At 64.3% G+C, this 16,721-nt stretch carries 14 protein-coding genes; all 14 read left to right on the top strand.

Going from position 1 to position 16,721, the window contains the following annotated elements; all coding sequences use genetic code 11:
- Nucleotides 1-244 precede the first annotated feature (244 nt).
- The 14 genes from LQG66_RS09330 to rpoB all read left to right on the top strand — a co-directional run bounded on the left by LQG66_RS09330 (nucleotide 245) and on the right by rpoB (nucleotide 16,720).
- Nucleotides 245-2,164 (top strand): invasion associated locus B family protein, encoded by a 1,920-nt coding sequence (locus LQG66_RS09330; RefSeq protein ID WP_231325696.1) that lies wholly within the window; start codon nucleotides 245-247, stop codon nucleotides 2,162-2,164.
- Between the two features lie 291 nt (nucleotides 2,165-2,455).
- On the top strand, nucleotides 2,456-2,647 hold the full coding sequence (secE, locus tag LQG66_RS09325) for a preprotein translocase subunit SecE (RefSeq protein ID WP_231325694.1): 192 nt from the start codon (nucleotides 2,456-2,458) through the stop codon (nucleotides 2,645-2,647).
- On the top strand, nucleotides 2,647-3,204 hold the full coding sequence (gene nusG / locus LQG66_RS09320) for a transcription termination/antitermination protein NusG (protein WP_231325684.1): 558 nt from the start codon (nucleotides 2,647-2,649) through the stop codon (nucleotides 3,202-3,204). The genes secE and nusG overlap by 1 nt, the downstream gene beginning before the upstream one ends.
- Before the next feature lie 115 nt (nucleotides 3,205-3,319).
- The gene (locus tag LQG66_RS09315; RefSeq protein ID WP_231325682.1) at nucleotides 3,320-3,922 is read left to right on the top strand and encodes a DJ-1/PfpI family protein; all 603 of its coding nucleotides are present in this window, start codon (nucleotides 3,320-3,322) and stop codon (nucleotides 3,920-3,922) included.
- A 74-nt stretch (nucleotides 3,923-3,996) separates the two neighbouring features.
- A complete protein-coding gene (locus tag LQG66_RS09310) occupies nucleotides 3,997-4,374 on the top strand; it encodes a ribbon-helix-helix domain-containing protein (protein ID WP_231325680.1) in 378 nt (125 codons plus the stop codon).
- A gap of 231 nt (nucleotides 4,375-4,605) precedes the next feature.
- Entirely contained in the window at nucleotides 4,606-5,034 is a 429-nt protein-coding gene (gene rplK, locus LQG66_RS09305) for a 50S ribosomal protein L11 (RefSeq protein ID WP_018456444.1), read from the top strand.
- A gap of 6 nt (nucleotides 5,035-5,040) precedes the next feature.
- A complete protein-coding gene (gene rplA, locus LQG66_RS09300; protein ID WP_231325678.1) occupies nucleotides 5,041-5,733 on the top strand; it encodes a 50S ribosomal protein L1 in 693 nt (230 codons plus the stop codon).
- A 268-nt stretch (nucleotides 5,734-6,001) separates the two neighbouring features.
- Nucleotides 6,002-6,952 carry a 2-hydroxyacid dehydrogenase gene (locus LQG66_RS09295; protein WP_231325676.1) on the top strand — a complete coding sequence of 317 codons (951 nt, stop codon included), beginning with the start codon at nucleotides 6,002-6,004 and terminating at the stop codon, nucleotides 6,950-6,952.
- A 225-nt stretch (nucleotides 6,953-7,177) separates the two neighbouring features.
- Entirely contained in the window at nucleotides 7,178-7,642 is a 465-nt protein-coding gene (locus tag LQG66_RS09290) for a (2Fe-2S)-binding protein (protein WP_231325673.1), read from the top strand.
- Nucleotides 7,643-7,644: 2 nt separating this feature from the next.
- A complete protein-coding gene (locus tag LQG66_RS09285) occupies nucleotides 7,645-9,831 on the top strand; it encodes a xanthine dehydrogenase family protein molybdopterin-binding subunit (RefSeq protein WP_231325671.1) in 2,187 nt (728 codons plus the stop codon).
- Nucleotides 9,828-10,475 (top strand): Isoquinoline 1-oxidoreductase subunit, encoded by a 648-nt coding sequence (locus LQG66_RS09280; RefSeq protein WP_231325669.1) that lies wholly within the window; start codon nucleotides 9,828-9,830, stop codon nucleotides 10,473-10,475. The genes LQG66_RS09285 and LQG66_RS09280 overlap by 4 nt, the downstream gene beginning before the upstream one ends.
- Nucleotides 10,476-11,104: 629 nt before the next feature.
- The gene (rplJ, locus tag LQG66_RS09275; protein ID WP_231327734.1) at nucleotides 11,105-11,623 is read left to right on the top strand and encodes a 50S ribosomal protein L10; all 519 of its coding nucleotides are present in this window, start codon (nucleotides 11,105-11,107) and stop codon (nucleotides 11,621-11,623) included.
- A 60-nt stretch (nucleotides 11,624-11,683) separates the two neighbouring features.
- Nucleotides 11,684-12,055 carry a 50S ribosomal protein L7/L12 gene (gene rplL, locus LQG66_RS09270; RefSeq protein ID WP_231325667.1) on the top strand — a complete coding sequence of 124 codons (372 nt, stop codon included), beginning with the start codon at nucleotides 11,684-11,686 and terminating at the stop codon, nucleotides 12,053-12,055.
- 546 nt (nucleotides 12,056-12,601) lie between these two features.
- A complete protein-coding gene (gene rpoB / locus LQG66_RS09265) occupies nucleotides 12,602-16,720 on the top strand; it encodes a DNA-directed RNA polymerase subunit beta (protein WP_231325664.1) in 4,119 nt (1,372 codons plus the stop codon).
- Nucleotide 16,721 lies beyond the last annotated feature (1 nt).

Raw genomic sequence — 16,721 nt, 5'->3', positions numbered from 1 at the left:
ACGCCGGGCAAGCGTGGGCTTTGAATGAACCACGGCATTTCGTCGCGGCGAACGGTCGTTGTCCCATCGTGCGGAAAGACGCTCGTGGCGGCGGTACTCGGTGGCCAGCAATGCGGCGAGTCGCACCGGTTGACCCAGCCCGCGGGTTCTTGGCCCGGCGGGCGGTTTTTCCGCTGCCGCGAATCCCGCAAGACGCTAGACTCACGTTCAACCCAGCATCGATCTTGCGAAAGGGTTTGCGGGCATGAGGATTTTTTCTGCGGCGCTCGTGCGGGGCGGCATCGCCCTCGCTCTTGCTCACCTTCCTGCGTTGGTCCCACATGCGTCTGCGGAAAATAAGCCCGCGCAAGAGATCAAGCTCTCCTATTCGCCGTGGTCGAAAGCCTGTACGCGCGATGCCGACGTGGACGGCAAGCAGATCTGCTTCACGACCAAGACCGCGCGGGCCGTCGAGGGCGAAATGTCGGTTGTGGCTGTGCTCGTCGAGAAAGACGGAGACACCCGGAAGGTCTTGAGGGTCGTTCTCCCGCTCGGCATGCAAACCGTTCACGGGACACGGATCCTCGTCGACGCCGAAAAACCGATGCAGAGCCCTTATTTGTTCTGCGCAGCGGAGGGGTGTGTATCGGACTATAGCGCGACCCCTGAACTGATCGACATGCTCAAAAAGGGGAAAAGCCTGGTCGTTCAGGCCATCAATTCGAATGGCGCTCCACTGTCGTTTCCGCTTCCGCTCGCCGATCTCGAACAGGTTCTCGCTGCCAAGACTCTGAGCTGGAAAGCCGTCGACGAGCAGCAAAGGAAAATGCTCGTCGCCTTGTTCAAGATCAGGAACGACAAGAACCTCGCGATTTTGAAGCCCGATCTCGTCGCCATGCCGCCCTGGACCAAGTTCTGTCTGAAAGGCAAGGACGCCGATGCCAAGCAGGTCTGCTTTACGGGCAAGGATGCCAGGATAGACTCTGGACAACCGGTGGTCGCGGCCGTGGTCATCGAGCCGGAAGCCGATCCGAAGAAATTGCTGCGGCTGACACTGCCGCTGGGAATGGACATCGCCACGGGCACCCGCTTGCTGATCGGCGACGACGTGACGATGCAGAAGCCGTTCGTCATCTGCTTCAAGAACGGCTGCATGTCGGATTACGAATTCACGCCGGAGCTGCTCGGGAGCCTCCGGCGTGGGCAGGCCATGACCATTCAGGCGACCCTCAATACCGGTCGGGTGGTTTCCATGAGCCTCCCCTTGCGCGACTTCAACAAGGCATATGACGGGGCTCCGGTCGATCCGAAGGCGTATGAAGCCTATCAGAAGAAGCTGCAGCAGGAGATGGCGCAACGCGCGGGAGCGAAGCAGCAGGCCAACCGCAATGATGGGACAGGTTCTGAGGCTTCGCCCCCGGCCACGGAAAGCAAGCCGGCGCCGGTTGCGGCGTTGCTCGTGCCCCGTTCACCTGGCCGGCGGGTCGCACTGGTGATCGGCAATTCTGCCTATCAGAATGTTCCGGCGCTTCCCAATCCGGGGCGGGACGCGATCCTGGTGGCGGACGCGCTGCGCCGGGCCAATTTTCAGATGGTGACGCTCCAGAATGACCTGAACAGGGAGCAGCTCGTCGGCGCGCTACGGGAGTTCGCAAGACAGGCTGAGTCTGCAGATTGGGCCGTCGTCTACTACGCCGGGCACGGCATGGAGGTGGCCGGCGTCAACTATCTCGTTCCCGTCGATGCCAGGATCGGCAGCGATCGCGACGTCAGCCTCGAAGCGGTCTCGATCGATCAGGTGCTCAACTCTGCGGAACGCGCAAAACGCCTCCGCCTGGTGCTGCTGGATGCCTGTCGCGACAACCCGTTCGCAAGCCAGATGAAGCGAACGATGACCGTGGCCTCGCGGTCCGTCAGCCGCGGGTTGGCGCAGATGGAGCCAGATCCCGGGACCCTGGTCGTTTTTGCCGCGAAACACGGCGAAACCGCACTCGACGGTGATGCGGCAAATTCTCCCTTTGCGACTGCGTTCGTCAAGAACATGCAGGTGCCGGGTGTCGAGGTTCGCCGCCTGTTCGACAACGTACGGGACGATGTGATGGACATGACCGAGCGTCGGCAACAGCCATATACCTATGGCTCGGTGCCGGGGCGGGTCGATTTCTATTTTGCCACGTCCAAGTGATAACGGGGGGGCCGACGCATCCCGGGCGGATCGGGAGAGGGCCGAGCTGGGGTTTCACGGGTCCCGTAATCCCTTGCGGTATCTTGACCTTTGACCGGCCCGACAGTAAATATCCGAGCAACCTGCAGCCGGCCCGCGACAAAAGCGGATATCCGGCGCGGCTTTTCACTCCCCGAACAAGCGAGCCCGTGGATCGGCTCATCTCTCCGACAAGAGGGTGGGCCAAGGACGGCTGTTCGGTTTTCCCTGTAAACTCTTCAATCGTCTGATGACGGACGCGGACCCCTGACGATGGCTACCAGCCCGTTCAAATTCCTGCAGGAAGTGCGCTCGGAGACCGCCAAGGTCACCTGGCCGACCCGTCGCGAGGTCACGATCACCACGATCATGGTGTTCGTGATGGTGGCGCTGGCCTCGGTGTTCTTCTTCGCCGCCGATCAGATCATCCGTTATCTCATCACCCTCGTGCTGGGCATTCACTGATGGCAACCGCAACGCAATCGTCCGACAAGCGCTGGTACATCGTTCACGCCTATTCGAACTTCGAGAAGAAGGTCGCCGAGTCGATCCGCGAGCAGGCCAAGCAGCGCAATCTCGAGGACCTGTTCGAGCAGGTCCTGGTGCCGATCGAGAAGTTCACCGAGGTGCGTCGCGGCCGCAAGATCGATGCCGAGCGGAAGTTCTTCCCCGGCTACGTGCTGGTGAAGATGAAGCTGACCGACGAGGCGTTTCATCTGATCAAGAACACGCCCAAGGTGACCGGCTTCCTCGGCGCCGAGAACAAGCCGATGCCGATCTCCGAAGGCGAGGCGATGCGCATCCTGAACCAGATGCAGGAAGGCGTGGAGCGGCCGAAATCCTCGGTGTCGTTCGAGATCGGCGAGAACGTCCGCGTGGCCGATGGTCCGTTCGCCTCGTTCTCCGGCGTGGTCGAGGAGATCGACGAGGCGCGCTCGCGCGTCAAGGTCGCGGTGTCGATCTTCGGCCGTGCGACCCCGGTCGAGCTCGAGTTCAACCAGGTCGAGAAGGTCGTCGGCTGAGCCGGCCAGGCGCCGGAATGGCGTGGCGTTAACCCGTTAACACCCGCGCCGCCGGCGCGGGCGCTAGCTTCCTCCGACAAGTCCGCGCAGCGGACGCAAGCGGAGGAGGCCAAGCATGAGCGGCAAGCGCATTCTGATGATCGTCGGCGATTTCGGCGAGGACTATGAGATCATGGTCCCGTTCCAGGCGCTGCTCGCGGTCGGCCACACCGTCCACGCGGTGTGTCCGGACAAGACGGCGGGCGACAGCATCGCTACCTCGATCCACGACTTCGAGGGGCAGCAGACCTACTCCGAGAAGCGCGGCCACAATTTCGCGCTCAACGCGACCTTCGCCGAGGTCGATCCCGCCAGATATGATGCGCTGGTGATCCCCGGCGGGCGCGCCCCGGAGTATCTCCGGCTCAACGCCAAGGTCGTCGAGATCGTGCAGCACTTCTTCGCGCAGGCGAAGCCGGTGGCCGCGATCTGCCACGGCCCGCAGATCCTGGCCGGCGCCGGCGTGCTCAAGGGGCGAACCTGCGCAGCCTATCCGGCCTGCAAGCCCGAGGTCGAACTCGCCGGCGGCGTCTATGCCGACATTCCGATCGACGGTGCCGTGACCGACGGCAACCTGGTCAGCGCCCCGGCCTGGCCGGCGCATCCGGCCTGGATCGCGCAGTTCCTGAAGGTGCTGGGCACGTCGATCAGCCATTCCGAGCTGTCGAAGGCGGCCTGATTTCGGTCTGGCGGGGAAGGCCGATGCTGCCTAAGTTCGAGGGCATCGGCCGGCAGATCGGGGAGGGTGCCGTCATGTGCAGGCTCTTTATCAATGCGGATCCGCAGCTGTGGGAGACCCGGCTGCGCTCGGTGCGGATGGAGGGGTTCTCCACCAGCATCCGGCTCGAGAATCTCTATTGGGGCGTGCTGCAAGAGATCGCGGCGCGCGACCATATGACCCTGACGCAGCTGCTCGTGAAGCTGCATGGCGAGCTGCTGGAGGCCCATGGCCGGGTCGACAATTTCGCCTCTTTCCTGCGGGTGTGCTGCGGCCGCTATCTAATGCTTCAGCTCGCCGGAGACATCCCGCAGGATGGGGCCACGCCGATCCGTGGGCTCGATGCCGACGCGATCCTGGCGCGGGAAAGCCGGCGGCTCGGCAGGGCTGCACCCCTATCGTCGGTGGCCTGACGTCCGGCTCAGGCCGATTTCGCCGGCCGATAGACTTTCCTTTTCGCCCGATCTCGTGTATCGGGCGCGCTTCGCCTCCCTTGCGGGGGCGATTTCGTTCGTGGGAGGCACGGCCGGCCCTGCCAGCCGGATCCAGCGTGCCGTACCACGGTCCCAAACCACCGCCGCGGGTTTTGTCGCCCCTGGCGTGCGTTCGCAGATGGCAAGCTTGCGAACGCGTTGGAGAGTCATATGGCAAAGAAAGTAACCGGTTACCTGAAGCTTCAGGTCCCGGCCGGCGCGGCCAACCCGTCGCCGCCGATCGGCCCCGCGCTCGGTCAGCGCGGTCTCAACATCATGGAGTTCTGCAAGGCGTTCAACGCCCAGACCCAGAAGGAAGAGAAGAACACTCCGATCCCGGTCGTGATCACGATCTATGCGGACCGGTCCTTCACCTTCGAGATGAAGACCCCGCCGATGTCCTTCTTCCTCAAGCAGGCCGCCAAGATCCAGTCCGGCTCCAAGGCTCCGGGCCGCGACAAGGCGGGCGCGGTGACCAAGGCGCAGGTGCGCGAGATCGCCGAGAAGAAGATGAAGGACCTGAATTGCGACTCCATCGAAGCGGCCATGAAGATGGTCGAGGGCTCCGCCCGTTCGATGGGTCTGGAAGTTGCGGGGTAAGGCGCCATGGCTATCGGAAAGCGTTTGAAGAAGGCCCGCGAGGGTATCGACCGCACCAAGCTCTACCCGCTTGCTGACGCGATCAAGATGATCAAGGAACGGGCCGTCTCGAAGTTCGACGAGACCATCGAGGTCTCGATCAACCTCGGCGTCGATCCGCGTCACGCCGACCAGATGGTCCGTGGCGTCGTCATGCTGCCGAACGGCACCGGCCGGACGCTCCGTGTCGGCGTGTTCGCTCGTGGTGCCAAGGCCGACGAAGCCAGGGCCGCCGGTGCCGACGTGGTCGGCGCGGAGGACCTGGTCGAGAAGGTCCAGAACGGCAACATCGACTTCGATCGCTGTATCGCCACCCCCGACATGATGCCGCTGGTCGGCCGTCTCGGTAAGGTGCTCGGTCCGCGCGGCATGATGCCGAACCCGAAGATCGGCACGGTGACCATGGACGTCACCGGCGCCGTCAAGGGCGCCAAGGGCGGCTCGGTCGAGTTCCGCGTCGAGAAGGCCGGCATCATCCAGGCCGGCGTCGGCAAGGCCTCGTTCGCCGAGGACAAGCTGGTCGAGAACATCAAGGCGCTGGCGGATGCGGTCGTGAAGGCCAAGCCGGCAGGCGCCAAAGGCACCTATGTCCAGCGCGTCGCGGTGTCGTCGACGATGGGCCCGGGCGTCAAGGTCGAGCCGGGCACCTTGCTCGCGTAAAGCGGGTCAGGCGAAGTGAGATGAAGCAAAGCGGGATCGGGCAACCGGTCCCGCTTTTGCGTTGGTGACAGCCCGGCATTCGCGGCCCCGGTGGTGCGTCGCCCGGGAGAGCGAAGCGAGCCCGGGCCGGACATCGTCCCGCATATCGCTCCGCTCATGCTGGCTATGCGCCGTCATTCCGGGGCGCGCTCCGGAACGACGAAGAGGATAACGACGAAGGGGATAGAGTGGCATCATCACGCTATCCGATGAGAGAGTGCCCGCCGCGATGTCCGACAAGGTCCTGATCTATTCCCGCCTGCCGAAGTCACTGACGCAGCGTTTCGCCGATCGCTTCGAGCTGCTCGACAGCGGCGGCAAGCCGGCGCACGAGGTGTTGCCGGCGGACGAGGTTGCGCAGATCAGGGCGCTGATCACGGCCGGCGGCACGCCGCTGGGCGCTGACGACATGGACCGGCTGCCGGCGCTGGGCGCGATCGTCTGCTACGGCACCGGCTATGACGGCGTCGACCTGAAGGCGGCGGCTGTGCGCAACATCGCGGTCGGCCATAGCCCGGGTGCCAACGCTGCGGCTGTGGCGGACGTTGCGCTCATGCTGATGCTGGCGAGCGTGCGGCGGCTGATGGTCGCCGATCCCTATGTCCGCAACGGCGGCTGGGCCGAGGCCAAGCCGTCGCCGTTGATGAAGCCGCCGCCGAGCCTGTCGGGCTGCAAGATCGGCGTCTACGGCATGGGCGAGATCGGCCGCAAGATCGCCGCGCGCGTTGCCGCGTTCGAGACCGAAATCGGCTATTTCAACCGCACCCGCTACGACGATCTGCCGTATCAGTATTTCCCGAGCCTCGATGCGCTTGCCGAATGGTGCACCGTGCTGATGATCGCGGTCCGCGCCGGCGCCGACACCACGCACGTCGTCAATGCCGACATCCTCAAGAAGCTGGGTGCCGACGGCCACGTCATCAACATCTCGCGCGGCTCCGTCATCGACGAGGGGGCGCTGGTGGCGGCGCTGAAGGGTGGCACGATCGCCGGCGCCGGCCTCGACGTGTTCGAGACCGAGCCTCATGTGCCGGGTGAACTGACGTCGCTGCCCAACCTGGTGGTGACGCCGCATATCGGTGGCAACACCAGGGAGTCGCACGTCGCGATGCAGGCCTGCGTGGTGGCCAATCTCACGGCATTCTTCGCCGGGCAAAGGTTGCCCTATCAGGTGAAGTAGCTCGGGTCCCGCATGAGCGAAGCGACATGCGGGACCGGTGTTCCCCGGGGTCGCTTCGCTCGCCCGGGCTACGGGGCGTCATTCCGGGGAACGCATGCGCAAGCCGCCAAATTGTTCCTCCCCTGCGCAGAAATATTTAGATGCACTGCACATCTCTGTGAATTGCGAACCATTCTCGAACCCATCTAACTCGTCGTCTTCGGACGAAGGACAGAGAGAGCGGCAATGGCGACGTTCACCCTCAAAATCAATGGGCGCGAGCATCAGATCGATGTCGATCCCGGCACGCCCTTGCTGTGGGCCATCCGCGACAATGTCGGGCTGACCGGAACGAAATATGGCTGCGGCGTCGCCCAATGCGGGGCCTGCACCGTCTATCTCGATGGCCAGACCGTGCGCTCATGTTCGCTGCCCGTGTCGGCAGTCGGCAAGAGTGAGGTCACGACCATCGAGGGGCTGAACAGTAAGGAAGCCGCCGCGATTCAGAAGGCCTGGGCCGCGCACGACGTGCCCCAATGCGGCTATTGCCAGTCGGGACAGGTCATGAGCGCTGCCGCGCTGCTCGGTCTCAATCCCAAACCCACTGACCAGGACATCGACCTCGCGATGACCGGCAACATCTGCCGCTGCGCCACCTACGTCCGCATCCGCGCCGCGATCCATTCCGCGGCCAAGACGTTGGAGGGGTGATCATGAACGCGCATGTGAAGCCTGCCGCCCGCGCTGCGTCATTGTCCCGCCGCTCGCTATTGAAGGCGGGCGCCGGTCTGGTTCTCGCCACCTACGTCGCCCGCAACGGCATCGCTTACGCGCAGGACGCCGCGGCAGCGAAATCCGTGAACATTGCGCCGAACACGTTCCTGGTGATCGGCCCGGACGACACCGTCACGGTGCTGTGCAAGCACATCGAGTTCGGGCAGGGGCCGTTCACGGGCATGGCCACCCTGGTGGCCGAGGAACTCGATGCCGACTGGGCGCAGATGCGCGCCGATCACGCCCCATCCAACCCGGTCCTCTATAAGAATCTGCTGTTCGGTGTGCAAGGCACGGGCGGATCGAGCGCGATCGCCAATTCCTACGAGCAGATGCGCAAGGTGGGCGCCGCCGCGCGCGCGATGCTGGTGGCAGCCGCCGCTGACGAATGGAAGGTGCCGGCCGGGGAGATCACGGTCGAGAAAGGCATCATCCGGCATTCGTCCGGCAAGCAGAGTGGCTTCGGGGCGCTGGCCGCGAAGGCGATGCAGCAGCCGATGCCGGCGAACCCGCCGCTGAAGGATCCCGCTGCCTTCAAGCTGATCGGCAAGGAAGGCGTCGTGTCCCGTCTCGACAGCGTGGCGAAGTCGAATGGGTCGGCCGAGTATACGCTCGACATCAAGGATCCGGGCACGCTGACCGTGCTGGTGGCGCGCTCGCCGCGCTTTGGCGGCAAGGTCGCCTCGTTCGATGACTCAGCCGCGAAGGCGGTGCCGGGAATAGTCGACATCAAGGAGGTGCCGAACGGCGTTGCCGTCTATGCCGAAGGCTTCTGGCCGGCCAAGACCGCCCGCGACCTGCTCAAGATCAGCTGGGACGACAGCAAGGCGGAGACGCGCGGCACCGCGCAGCTGCTGGAGGAGTTCCGCGCGCGTGCGAAGAAGCAGGGCGCGTTGGTGAAGCAGGAGGGCGATGTCGATGCCGAGATCGCCAAGGGCGGCCGGCTGATCGAGACCGAGTTCGTCTTTCCCTATCTCGCCCATGCGCCGATGGAGCCGATCAACGCTTTCATCCATTGGAAGGGCGAGACCGCCTCGGCGCGCTACGGCAGTCAGTTTCCGACGCCTGACCATGCGGTGATCGCGCAGGTGCTGGGGCTCGACATCGCCAAGGTCGATCTCAAGACGATCCTGGCCGGCGGCAGCTTCGGCCGGCGCGCGCAGCAATCGACCCACGTCGCCCTGGAGTTGGCCCAGGTCGCCAAGGCGATCGGGCCGGGCCGTCCGGTCAAGCTGGTGTGGACCCGCGAGGACGACATGCGCGGCGGCTACTACCGGCCGTTCAGCCTGCATCGCATGCGCGGCGTGGTCCGCGACGGCAAGATCGTGGCGTGGTCGGATACGATCGTCGGCCAGTCGATCATGAAGGGCTCGCCGTTCGAGGCGATGACCCTGAAGAACGGCCTCGATTCGACCGCCTATGAGGGATCGAACGAGATCCCGTACCAGGTGCCGAACTTCCGTTGTGACCTGCATCAGGTCGATGTCGGCGTGCCCGTGCTGTGGTGGCGCTCGGTCGGCCACACCCATACCGGCTATGCGGTCGAGGCGTTCGTCGATCAGCTGCTCGAAGCTGCCGGCCAGGACCCGGTCGAGGGGCGGCTCGCAATGATGGCCGACAAGCCGCGCCATGCCGGCGTGCTCAAGGCGGTCGCCGAGCTTGCCAACTGGAAGGGCGCGAAGGTCGAAGCCGGCCGCGCCCGCGGCGTGGCGGTGGTCGAGAGCTTCAATACCTTCGTGGCCCAGGTGGTCGAGCTGTCGATGGGCGCCGATGGGCCGGTCGTGCACAAGGTGTGGTGTGCCGTCGACTGCGGCGTTGCGGTCAACCCGGACATCATCCGGGCGCAGATGGAGGGCGGCATCGGCTTTGCCCTCGGACACATCCTCTATGCCCAGCAGCCGCTCGACGAAGGCCGTCCGGTCTCCGGCAATTTCGATACCTACCGGTCGCTGCGCATCAACGAGATGCCGGAGATCGAGGTCGCCATCGTGTCGTCGACCGAAAAGCCATCGGGGGTCGGCGAGCCCGGCGTGCCGCCGCTCGGACCCGCCGTCGCCAATGCGATGGCCAAGCTCGGCCTGCCGCGACCGACACAATTGCCGATCCGGCCGGGAGACACGGCATGACGCTGGCAAAGCTTGGCGCTGCCGCGCTGCTCGCCGGCAGCCTTTCCGCGGCCGCCCTCGTCGTGTTCACTGCGCCCGAGCGCGCCGATGCCGCTCCCGAGCCGACTAGGCTCGCTGCGGACCTGAAGCCGGCGTCGGCTTTCACGGACATAAAAAGCCGCGACCTGCGCGCTGTGGCGCTGTTCGAGGAGGCCAGCAAGGTGTTGCAGTCGCCGCGCTGCATGAACTGCCATCCGGCCGGCGATCGGCCGACGCAGACCGATCGGATGATTCCGCATCAGCCGCTGGTGGTCCGTGGTGAGGCCGGCATGGGCGCTCCCAGCGGACTCGCCTGTACGACCTGTCACCACGAGGCCAACTTCGACGCGGCCCGTGTACCCGGCAATCCGAAGTGGCAGCTGGCGCCGATCGAGATGGCTTGGCAGGGCCGGTCGCTCGGCCAGATCTGCGCGCAGATCAAGGATCCCAAGCTCAACGGCGGCAAGACCATGGCCGAGCTGGTTCACCATATGGCTGAGGATGAGCTGGTCGGCTGGGGATGGAATCCGGGGGCGGGGCGAACGCCGGCGCCGGGCACTCAGAAGCAGTTCGGCGAGCTGATCAAGGCCTGGGTCGACGCTGGCGCCGCTTGCCCGAAGGGTTGACCGGATCGCGTTGCGGCGTCAGTCTGCTGAACGTCGGTCGGCTGCGCAACGCCGAGCGGTCCGGGCGCGCGGAATGAGCTGGCGATTTGCCAGCTCATGCGAACTGGTGCGATTTTTGCTCTTGGCAAGTCGCGATCGAGGGGTTAAAGAACCGTCCTCCGAGCGGGCTGGCTTTTGCTGGCACGCTCGTGCGTGCATTCCGAAAGTTGAGGGGAGCCACATTCCTTTTGAGGATATCCGCTTTGGATGACTCGGAAGGAAGGAGGACCTTTCTGCTCTCGAAAATGCCGCAGGGGAGATCGGTTCGCCGATCACTCCGATCCTGTCCGAGACTGCAGGCGCCGGCGCGGAAATCCAATTTCCTCAACGGCTTAATCATGCGGCCTGCATAGACGGGTGAAGACCGGATTTCGGCATCTCCGCAGCGCTCGTCGCGGTGGAATGCGTGTTTGGTTCGAACCTCGACACTCCCTGGGCCGAGAGGCCTTCGGAAGGGCAGGCTATTCATCGTCGCGCTGCCTGACGTGTCCTTGGGGTCATTGTGTCCAGAGGTCGGGTTTGGCGGGGCGGCGGGTTTAACCCGGCGGTCCCGCTTTCGGGCGAAGGCCGCCAACCGGAGAGAGCTTGCTGTGGAACGAGCGGCAAAGAAAGAGGCGGTCGAGGAGCTGCACGAGGTCTTCAAGACCACGGGCGTCGCGGTCGTCGCTCACTATTCCGGCCTCACCGTGGCCCAGATGCAGAAGCTGCGCACGCAGATGAGGCAGGCTGGTGCGACCGTGAAGGTCTCGAAGAACCGTCTCGCCAAAATTGCTCTTGAAGGCACGGACGTCGTCGGCATCGGTCCCCTGTTGAAGGGGCCGACCGTGATCGCAACTTCGAACGATCCTGTCGCGGCGCCCAAGGTTGCCATGGAATTCGCCAAGGCGAACGAAAAGTTCGTCATCCTCGGCGGTTCGATGGGTAAAACCGTCCTGAATGTCGACAGCGTCAAGGCGCTTGCCTCGCTGCCGTCGCTGGACGAACTGCGCGCCAAGCTCGTCGGCCTGATCCAGGCTCCGGCGACCAAGCTCGCTCAGCTCGCCAACGCACCCGCGGCCAAGGTCGCGCGCGTCATTCAGGCTCATGCCTCAAAGGGCGAAGCGGCCTGACGCCCTTCGCAAACACTCAAAACCTGGTTTCGAACCGAACCATCTTAAGGAAGTAGATCAATGGCTGACTTGCAGAAAATCGTCGACGACCTGTCCTCGCTCACCGTTCTCGAGGCCGCCGAGCTCGCGAAGCTCCTGGAAGAGAAGTGGGGCGTGTCCGCCGCTGCCGCCGTTGCGGTTGCTGGCCCGGCCGCTGCCGCCGCCGCTCCGGTGGAAGAGAAGACCGAGTTCACCGTTGTCCTGGCCGGCGCCGGCGACAAGAAGATCGAGGTCATCAAGGAAGTCCGCGCCATCACCGGCCTGGGCCTGAAGGAAGCCAAGGACCTGGTCGAGGGCGCGCCGAAGCCGGTCAAGGAAGGCGTCAACAAGGACGAGGCCGAGAAGATCAAGGGTCAGCTCGAGAAGGCTGGCGCCAAGGTCGAGCTCAAGTAATCGAAAGATTGCCTGAGAGGAACCCGCGGCAGCCGTGCGGCGAGCGTGTGGTTCCCAGAGAATATGGTGATCGGGCGGTAACATCGCCCGGTCATCGTCGAGGAGAGGAGTTTTGCAGGGGTGTCGGGCTCGGCCCGGAATTGCTGCAAAAGGCGTGCAACGGGACCGCCTGTTGTGGGTCGAACACGAAAAAGTGTGGAGATCGTGGGGCTTCCCCCTCGAATCTCGGTTGCGGTCGGCCCATATTGGGTCGGCAGCACGAAAAGCCGGTTGATCGGGGGAGTCGCGTCTCCGTCCGTGGCCGTTGGGAGATAGGCAATTTCGGGCTTTTGCAGTCCGTGACGAGATGGTTATGACGAGCGGGTGCGTCCTCGCGCCTCGCGCGTCGTTTTGCGTTTTGGCGGTTTGAAGAACAGATCTGGGACGTTTCCGTTCCGCGATTCGGGCTTCTGACCTTTGAGATGGATCGAAATTCAACCCGAAGGGGCGGTGGCAGCCGCTGTTTCGGAAGGTTCGCCCCTCCGGGCGACGAAATGAGAGGCCACGATGGCGCAGCAGACATTCACCGGTCGCAAACGCGTTCGCAAGTTCTTTGGACACATCAAGGAAGTCGCGGAGATGCCGAACCTCATCGAGGTTCAGAAGGCGTCATACGATCAGTTCTTGATGGTCGACGAACCTACGGGCGGGCGGGCCGATGAGGGCTTGCAGGCGGTGTTCCGCTCGGTGTTCCCGATTTCCGATTTTTCGGGCACCTCGATGCTGGAATTCGTCCGCTACGAGTTCGAGCCGCCGAAATACGACGTCGACGAGTGCCGCCAGCGCGGCATGACTTTCGCTGCGCCGCTCAAGGTGACGCTGCGCCTCATCGTGTTCGATATCGACGAGGAAACCGGCGCGAAGTCGGTCAAGGACATCAAGGAGCAGGACGTGTACATGGGCGACATTCCGCTCATGACCATGAACGGCACCTTCATCGTCAACGGCACCGAGCGCGTCATCGTTTCGCAGATGCACCGCTCGCCGGGCGTGTTCTTCGACCATGACAAGGGCAAGACCCACTCCTCGGGCAAGCTGCTGTTCGCCGCCCGCGTCATCCCGTATCGCGGCTCCTGGCTCGACATCGAGTTCGACGCCAAGGACATCGTGTTCGCGCGCATCGACCGTCGCCGCAAGCTGCCGGTGACGTCGCTGATGTTCGCGCTCGGCCTCGACGGCGAGCAGATCCTGTCGACCTTCTACAAGAAGCTGATCTACAAGCGCATCAAGGAAGGCTGGCGCGTTCCGTTCGACGCCAACCGTTTCCGCGGCTATTCGACCGTCAACGATCTGATCGATGCCGACACCGGCAAGGTCGTGCTCGAGGCCGGCAAGAAGCTCACCGTCCGCGTCGCCCGCCAGCTCCAGGAGAAGGGGCTGAAGGCGCTGCGCATGTCGGATGAGGAGTTGCTCGGCAACTACATCGCCGAGGATCTCGTCAATCCGAAGACCGGCGAGATCCACGCCGAGGCCGGCGAGGAGATCACCGACAAGCTGTTCAAGGTGCTGAACGAGCAGGGCTACAAGGACCTGCCGCTGCTCGACATCGACCACGTCAATGTCGGCCCCTACATCCGCAACACGCTGTCCGCCGACAAGAACATGACGCGTGAGGACGCGCTGTTTGACATCTACCGCGTGATGCGTCCGGGCGAGCCGCCGACGCTCGATTCCGCGCAGGCGATGTTCCAGTCGCTGTTCTTCGATGCCGAGCGCTACGACCTCTCCGCGGTCGGCCGCGTCAAGATGAACATGCGCCTCGAGCTCGATGCGCCCGACACCCAGCGCACGCTGCGCAAGGAAGACATCCTCTCCGTCATCAAGACACTGGTCGACCTGCGTGACGGCAAGGGCGAGATCGACGACATCGATCATCTCGGCAACCGCCGCGTCCGGTCGGTCGGCGAGCTGATGGAGAATCAGTATCGCATCGGCCTGCTGCGCATGGAGCGCGCCATCAAGGAGCGCATGTCGAGCGTCGACATCGACACCGTGATGCCGCAGGACCTGATCAACGCCAAGCCGGCGGCGGCCGCCGTGCGCGAGTTCTTCGGCTCGTCGCAGCTGTCGCAGTTCATGGACCAGACCAACCCGCTGTCGGAGATCACCCACAAGCGCCGTCTGTCGGCGCTCGGACCGGGCGGTCTGACCCGCGAGCGCGCCGGCTTCGAGGTGCGCGACGTGCATCCGACGCATTACGGCCGCATCTGCCCGATCGAGACGCCGGAAGGTCCGAACATCGGCCTGATCAACTCGCTCGCGACCTTCGCGCGCGTCAACAAGTATGGCTTCGTCGAGACGCCGTACCGCAAGGTCAAGGACGGCCGGGTCACCGACGAGGTGATCTACCTCTCGGCCATGGAGGAGGGGCGTTACCGCGTCGCTCAGGCCAACGTGCCGCTCGATGCCAAGGGCCGCTTCACCGAGGACCTGGTGGTCTGCCGTCATGCCGGCGAAGTGTTGCCGGTGACGCCGGACAAGGTCGACTACATGGACGTGTCGCCGAAGCAGCTGGTTTCGGTCGCCGCGGCGCTGATCCCGTTCCTCGAGAACGACGACGCCAACCGCGCGCTGATGGGCTCGAACATGCAGCGCCAGGCGGTGCCGCTGGTTCGCGCCGAGGCGCCGTTCGTCGGCACCGGCATGGAAGGCGTGGTCGCCCGTGACTCGGGTGCTGCGATCGCGGCGCGACGCTCCGGCGTGATCGACCAGATCGACGCCACCCGCGTCGTCATCCGCGCCACCGAGGATCTCGATCCGACCAAGTCGGGCGTCGATATCTACCGGCTGATGAAGTACCAGCGCTCGAACCAGTCGACCTGTATCAACCAGCGTCCGCTGGTGAAGGTCGGCGACATCGTCAAGAAGGGCGACATCATCGCTGACGGTCCGTCGACCGATCTCGGCGAGCTCGCGCTCGGCCGCAACGTGCTGGTCGCGTTCATGCCGTGGAACGGCTACAACTTCGAGGACTCCATCCTGCTGTCCGAGCGCATCGTGAAGGAGGACGTCTTCACCTCGATCCACATCGAGGAATTCGAGGTGATGGCCCGCGACACCAAGCTGGGGCCGGAGGAAATCACGCGCGACATTCCGAACGTGTCGGAAGAGGCGCTGAAGAACCTCGACGAAGCCGGCATCGTCTACATCGGCGCGGAAGTGCGTGCCGGCGACATCCTGGTCGGCAAGATCACGCCGAAGGGCGAAAGCCCGATGACGCCGGAAGAGAAGCTGCTGCGCGCCATCTTCGGCGAAAAGGCCTCCGACGTGCGCGACACCTCGTTGCGGGTGCCGCCGGGCGTGCAGGGCACGATCGTCGAGGTCCGCGTGTTCAACCGTCACGGCGTCGACAAGGACGAGCGTGCGCTGGCGATCGAGCGGGAAGAGATCGAGCGTCTGGCCAAGGACCGTGACGACGAGCAGGCGATCCTGGACCGCAACGTCTACAGCCGTCTCGCCGACATGCTGGACGGCCGCCAGGGCATCTCCGGCCCGAAGGGCTTCAAGAAGGACACCAAGATCACCCGTGCGGTGCTCGACGAGTATCCGAAGTCGCAGTGGTGGCTGTTCGCCTCGGCCAACGACAAGCTGATGGCCGAGATCGAGGCCATGCGGAAGCAGTACGACGAGTCGAAGAAGGGGCTGGAACAGCGCTTCCTCGACAAGGTCGAGAAGCTGCAGCGCGGCGACGAGCTGCCGCCCGGCGTGATGAAGATGGTCAAGGTCTTCGTCGCGGTGAAGCGCAAGATCCAGCCGGGCGACAAGATGGCCGGCCGTCACGGCAACAAGGGCGTCGTGTCCAAGATCGTGCCGATCGAGGACATGCCATTCCTGGAGGACGGCACCCACGCGGACATCGTGCTGAACCCGCTGGGCGTGCCCTCGCGCATGAACGTCGGCCAGATCCTCGAGACGCATCTCGGCTGGGCTTGCGCGGGTCTCGGCAAGCGCATCGCCCAGACGGTCGATGCCTATCTGTCGAAGCAGGACGTCAAGCCGCTGAAGGAGACCTTGAAGCGGATCTACGGCGAGGACGAGACGATCAAGTCGCTCAACGACAACGAGCTGATCGAGCTCGGTCACAATCTGAGCCGCGGCGTGCCGATCGCCACGCCGGTGTTCGACGGTGCCAAGGAAGCCGACATCGAAGAGATGCTGAAGCTCGCCGGTCTCGACGCCTCTGGTCAGTCGACCGTCTATGACGGCCGCACCGGCGACGCGTTCGATCGCAAGGTGACGGTGGGCTACATCTATATGCTGAAGCTGCACCATCTGGTCGACGACAAGATCCATGCGCGTTCGATCGGTCCGTACTCGCTGGTCACCCAGCAGCCGCTGGGCGGCAAGGCCCAGTTCGGCGGCCAGCGCTTCGGCGAAATGGAGGTGTGGGCGCTCGAAGCTTACGGCGCGGCCTACACGCTGCAGGAGATGCTGACGGTGAAGTCGGACGACGTCGCCGGCCGCACCAAGGTCTACGAGGCGATCGTGCGCGGCGACGACACGTTCGAGGCCGGTATTCCGGAATCGTTCAACGTGCTGGTCAAGGAAATGCGCTCGCTCGGCCTCAACGTCGACCTGCACAACTCCAAGCTCGGACCGGCGCCGACGTCGGAAGCCGCTGAGTAAG

The organism is Bradyrhizobium ontarionense, assembly GCF_021088345.1.
Lineage (GTDB): Bacteria > Pseudomonadota > Alphaproteobacteria > Rhizobiales > Xanthobacteraceae > Bradyrhizobium > Bradyrhizobium ontarionense.
Note: the sequence above shows the minus strand (reverse complement) of the source record. Positions and strands in the feature narration are given on the sequence as shown.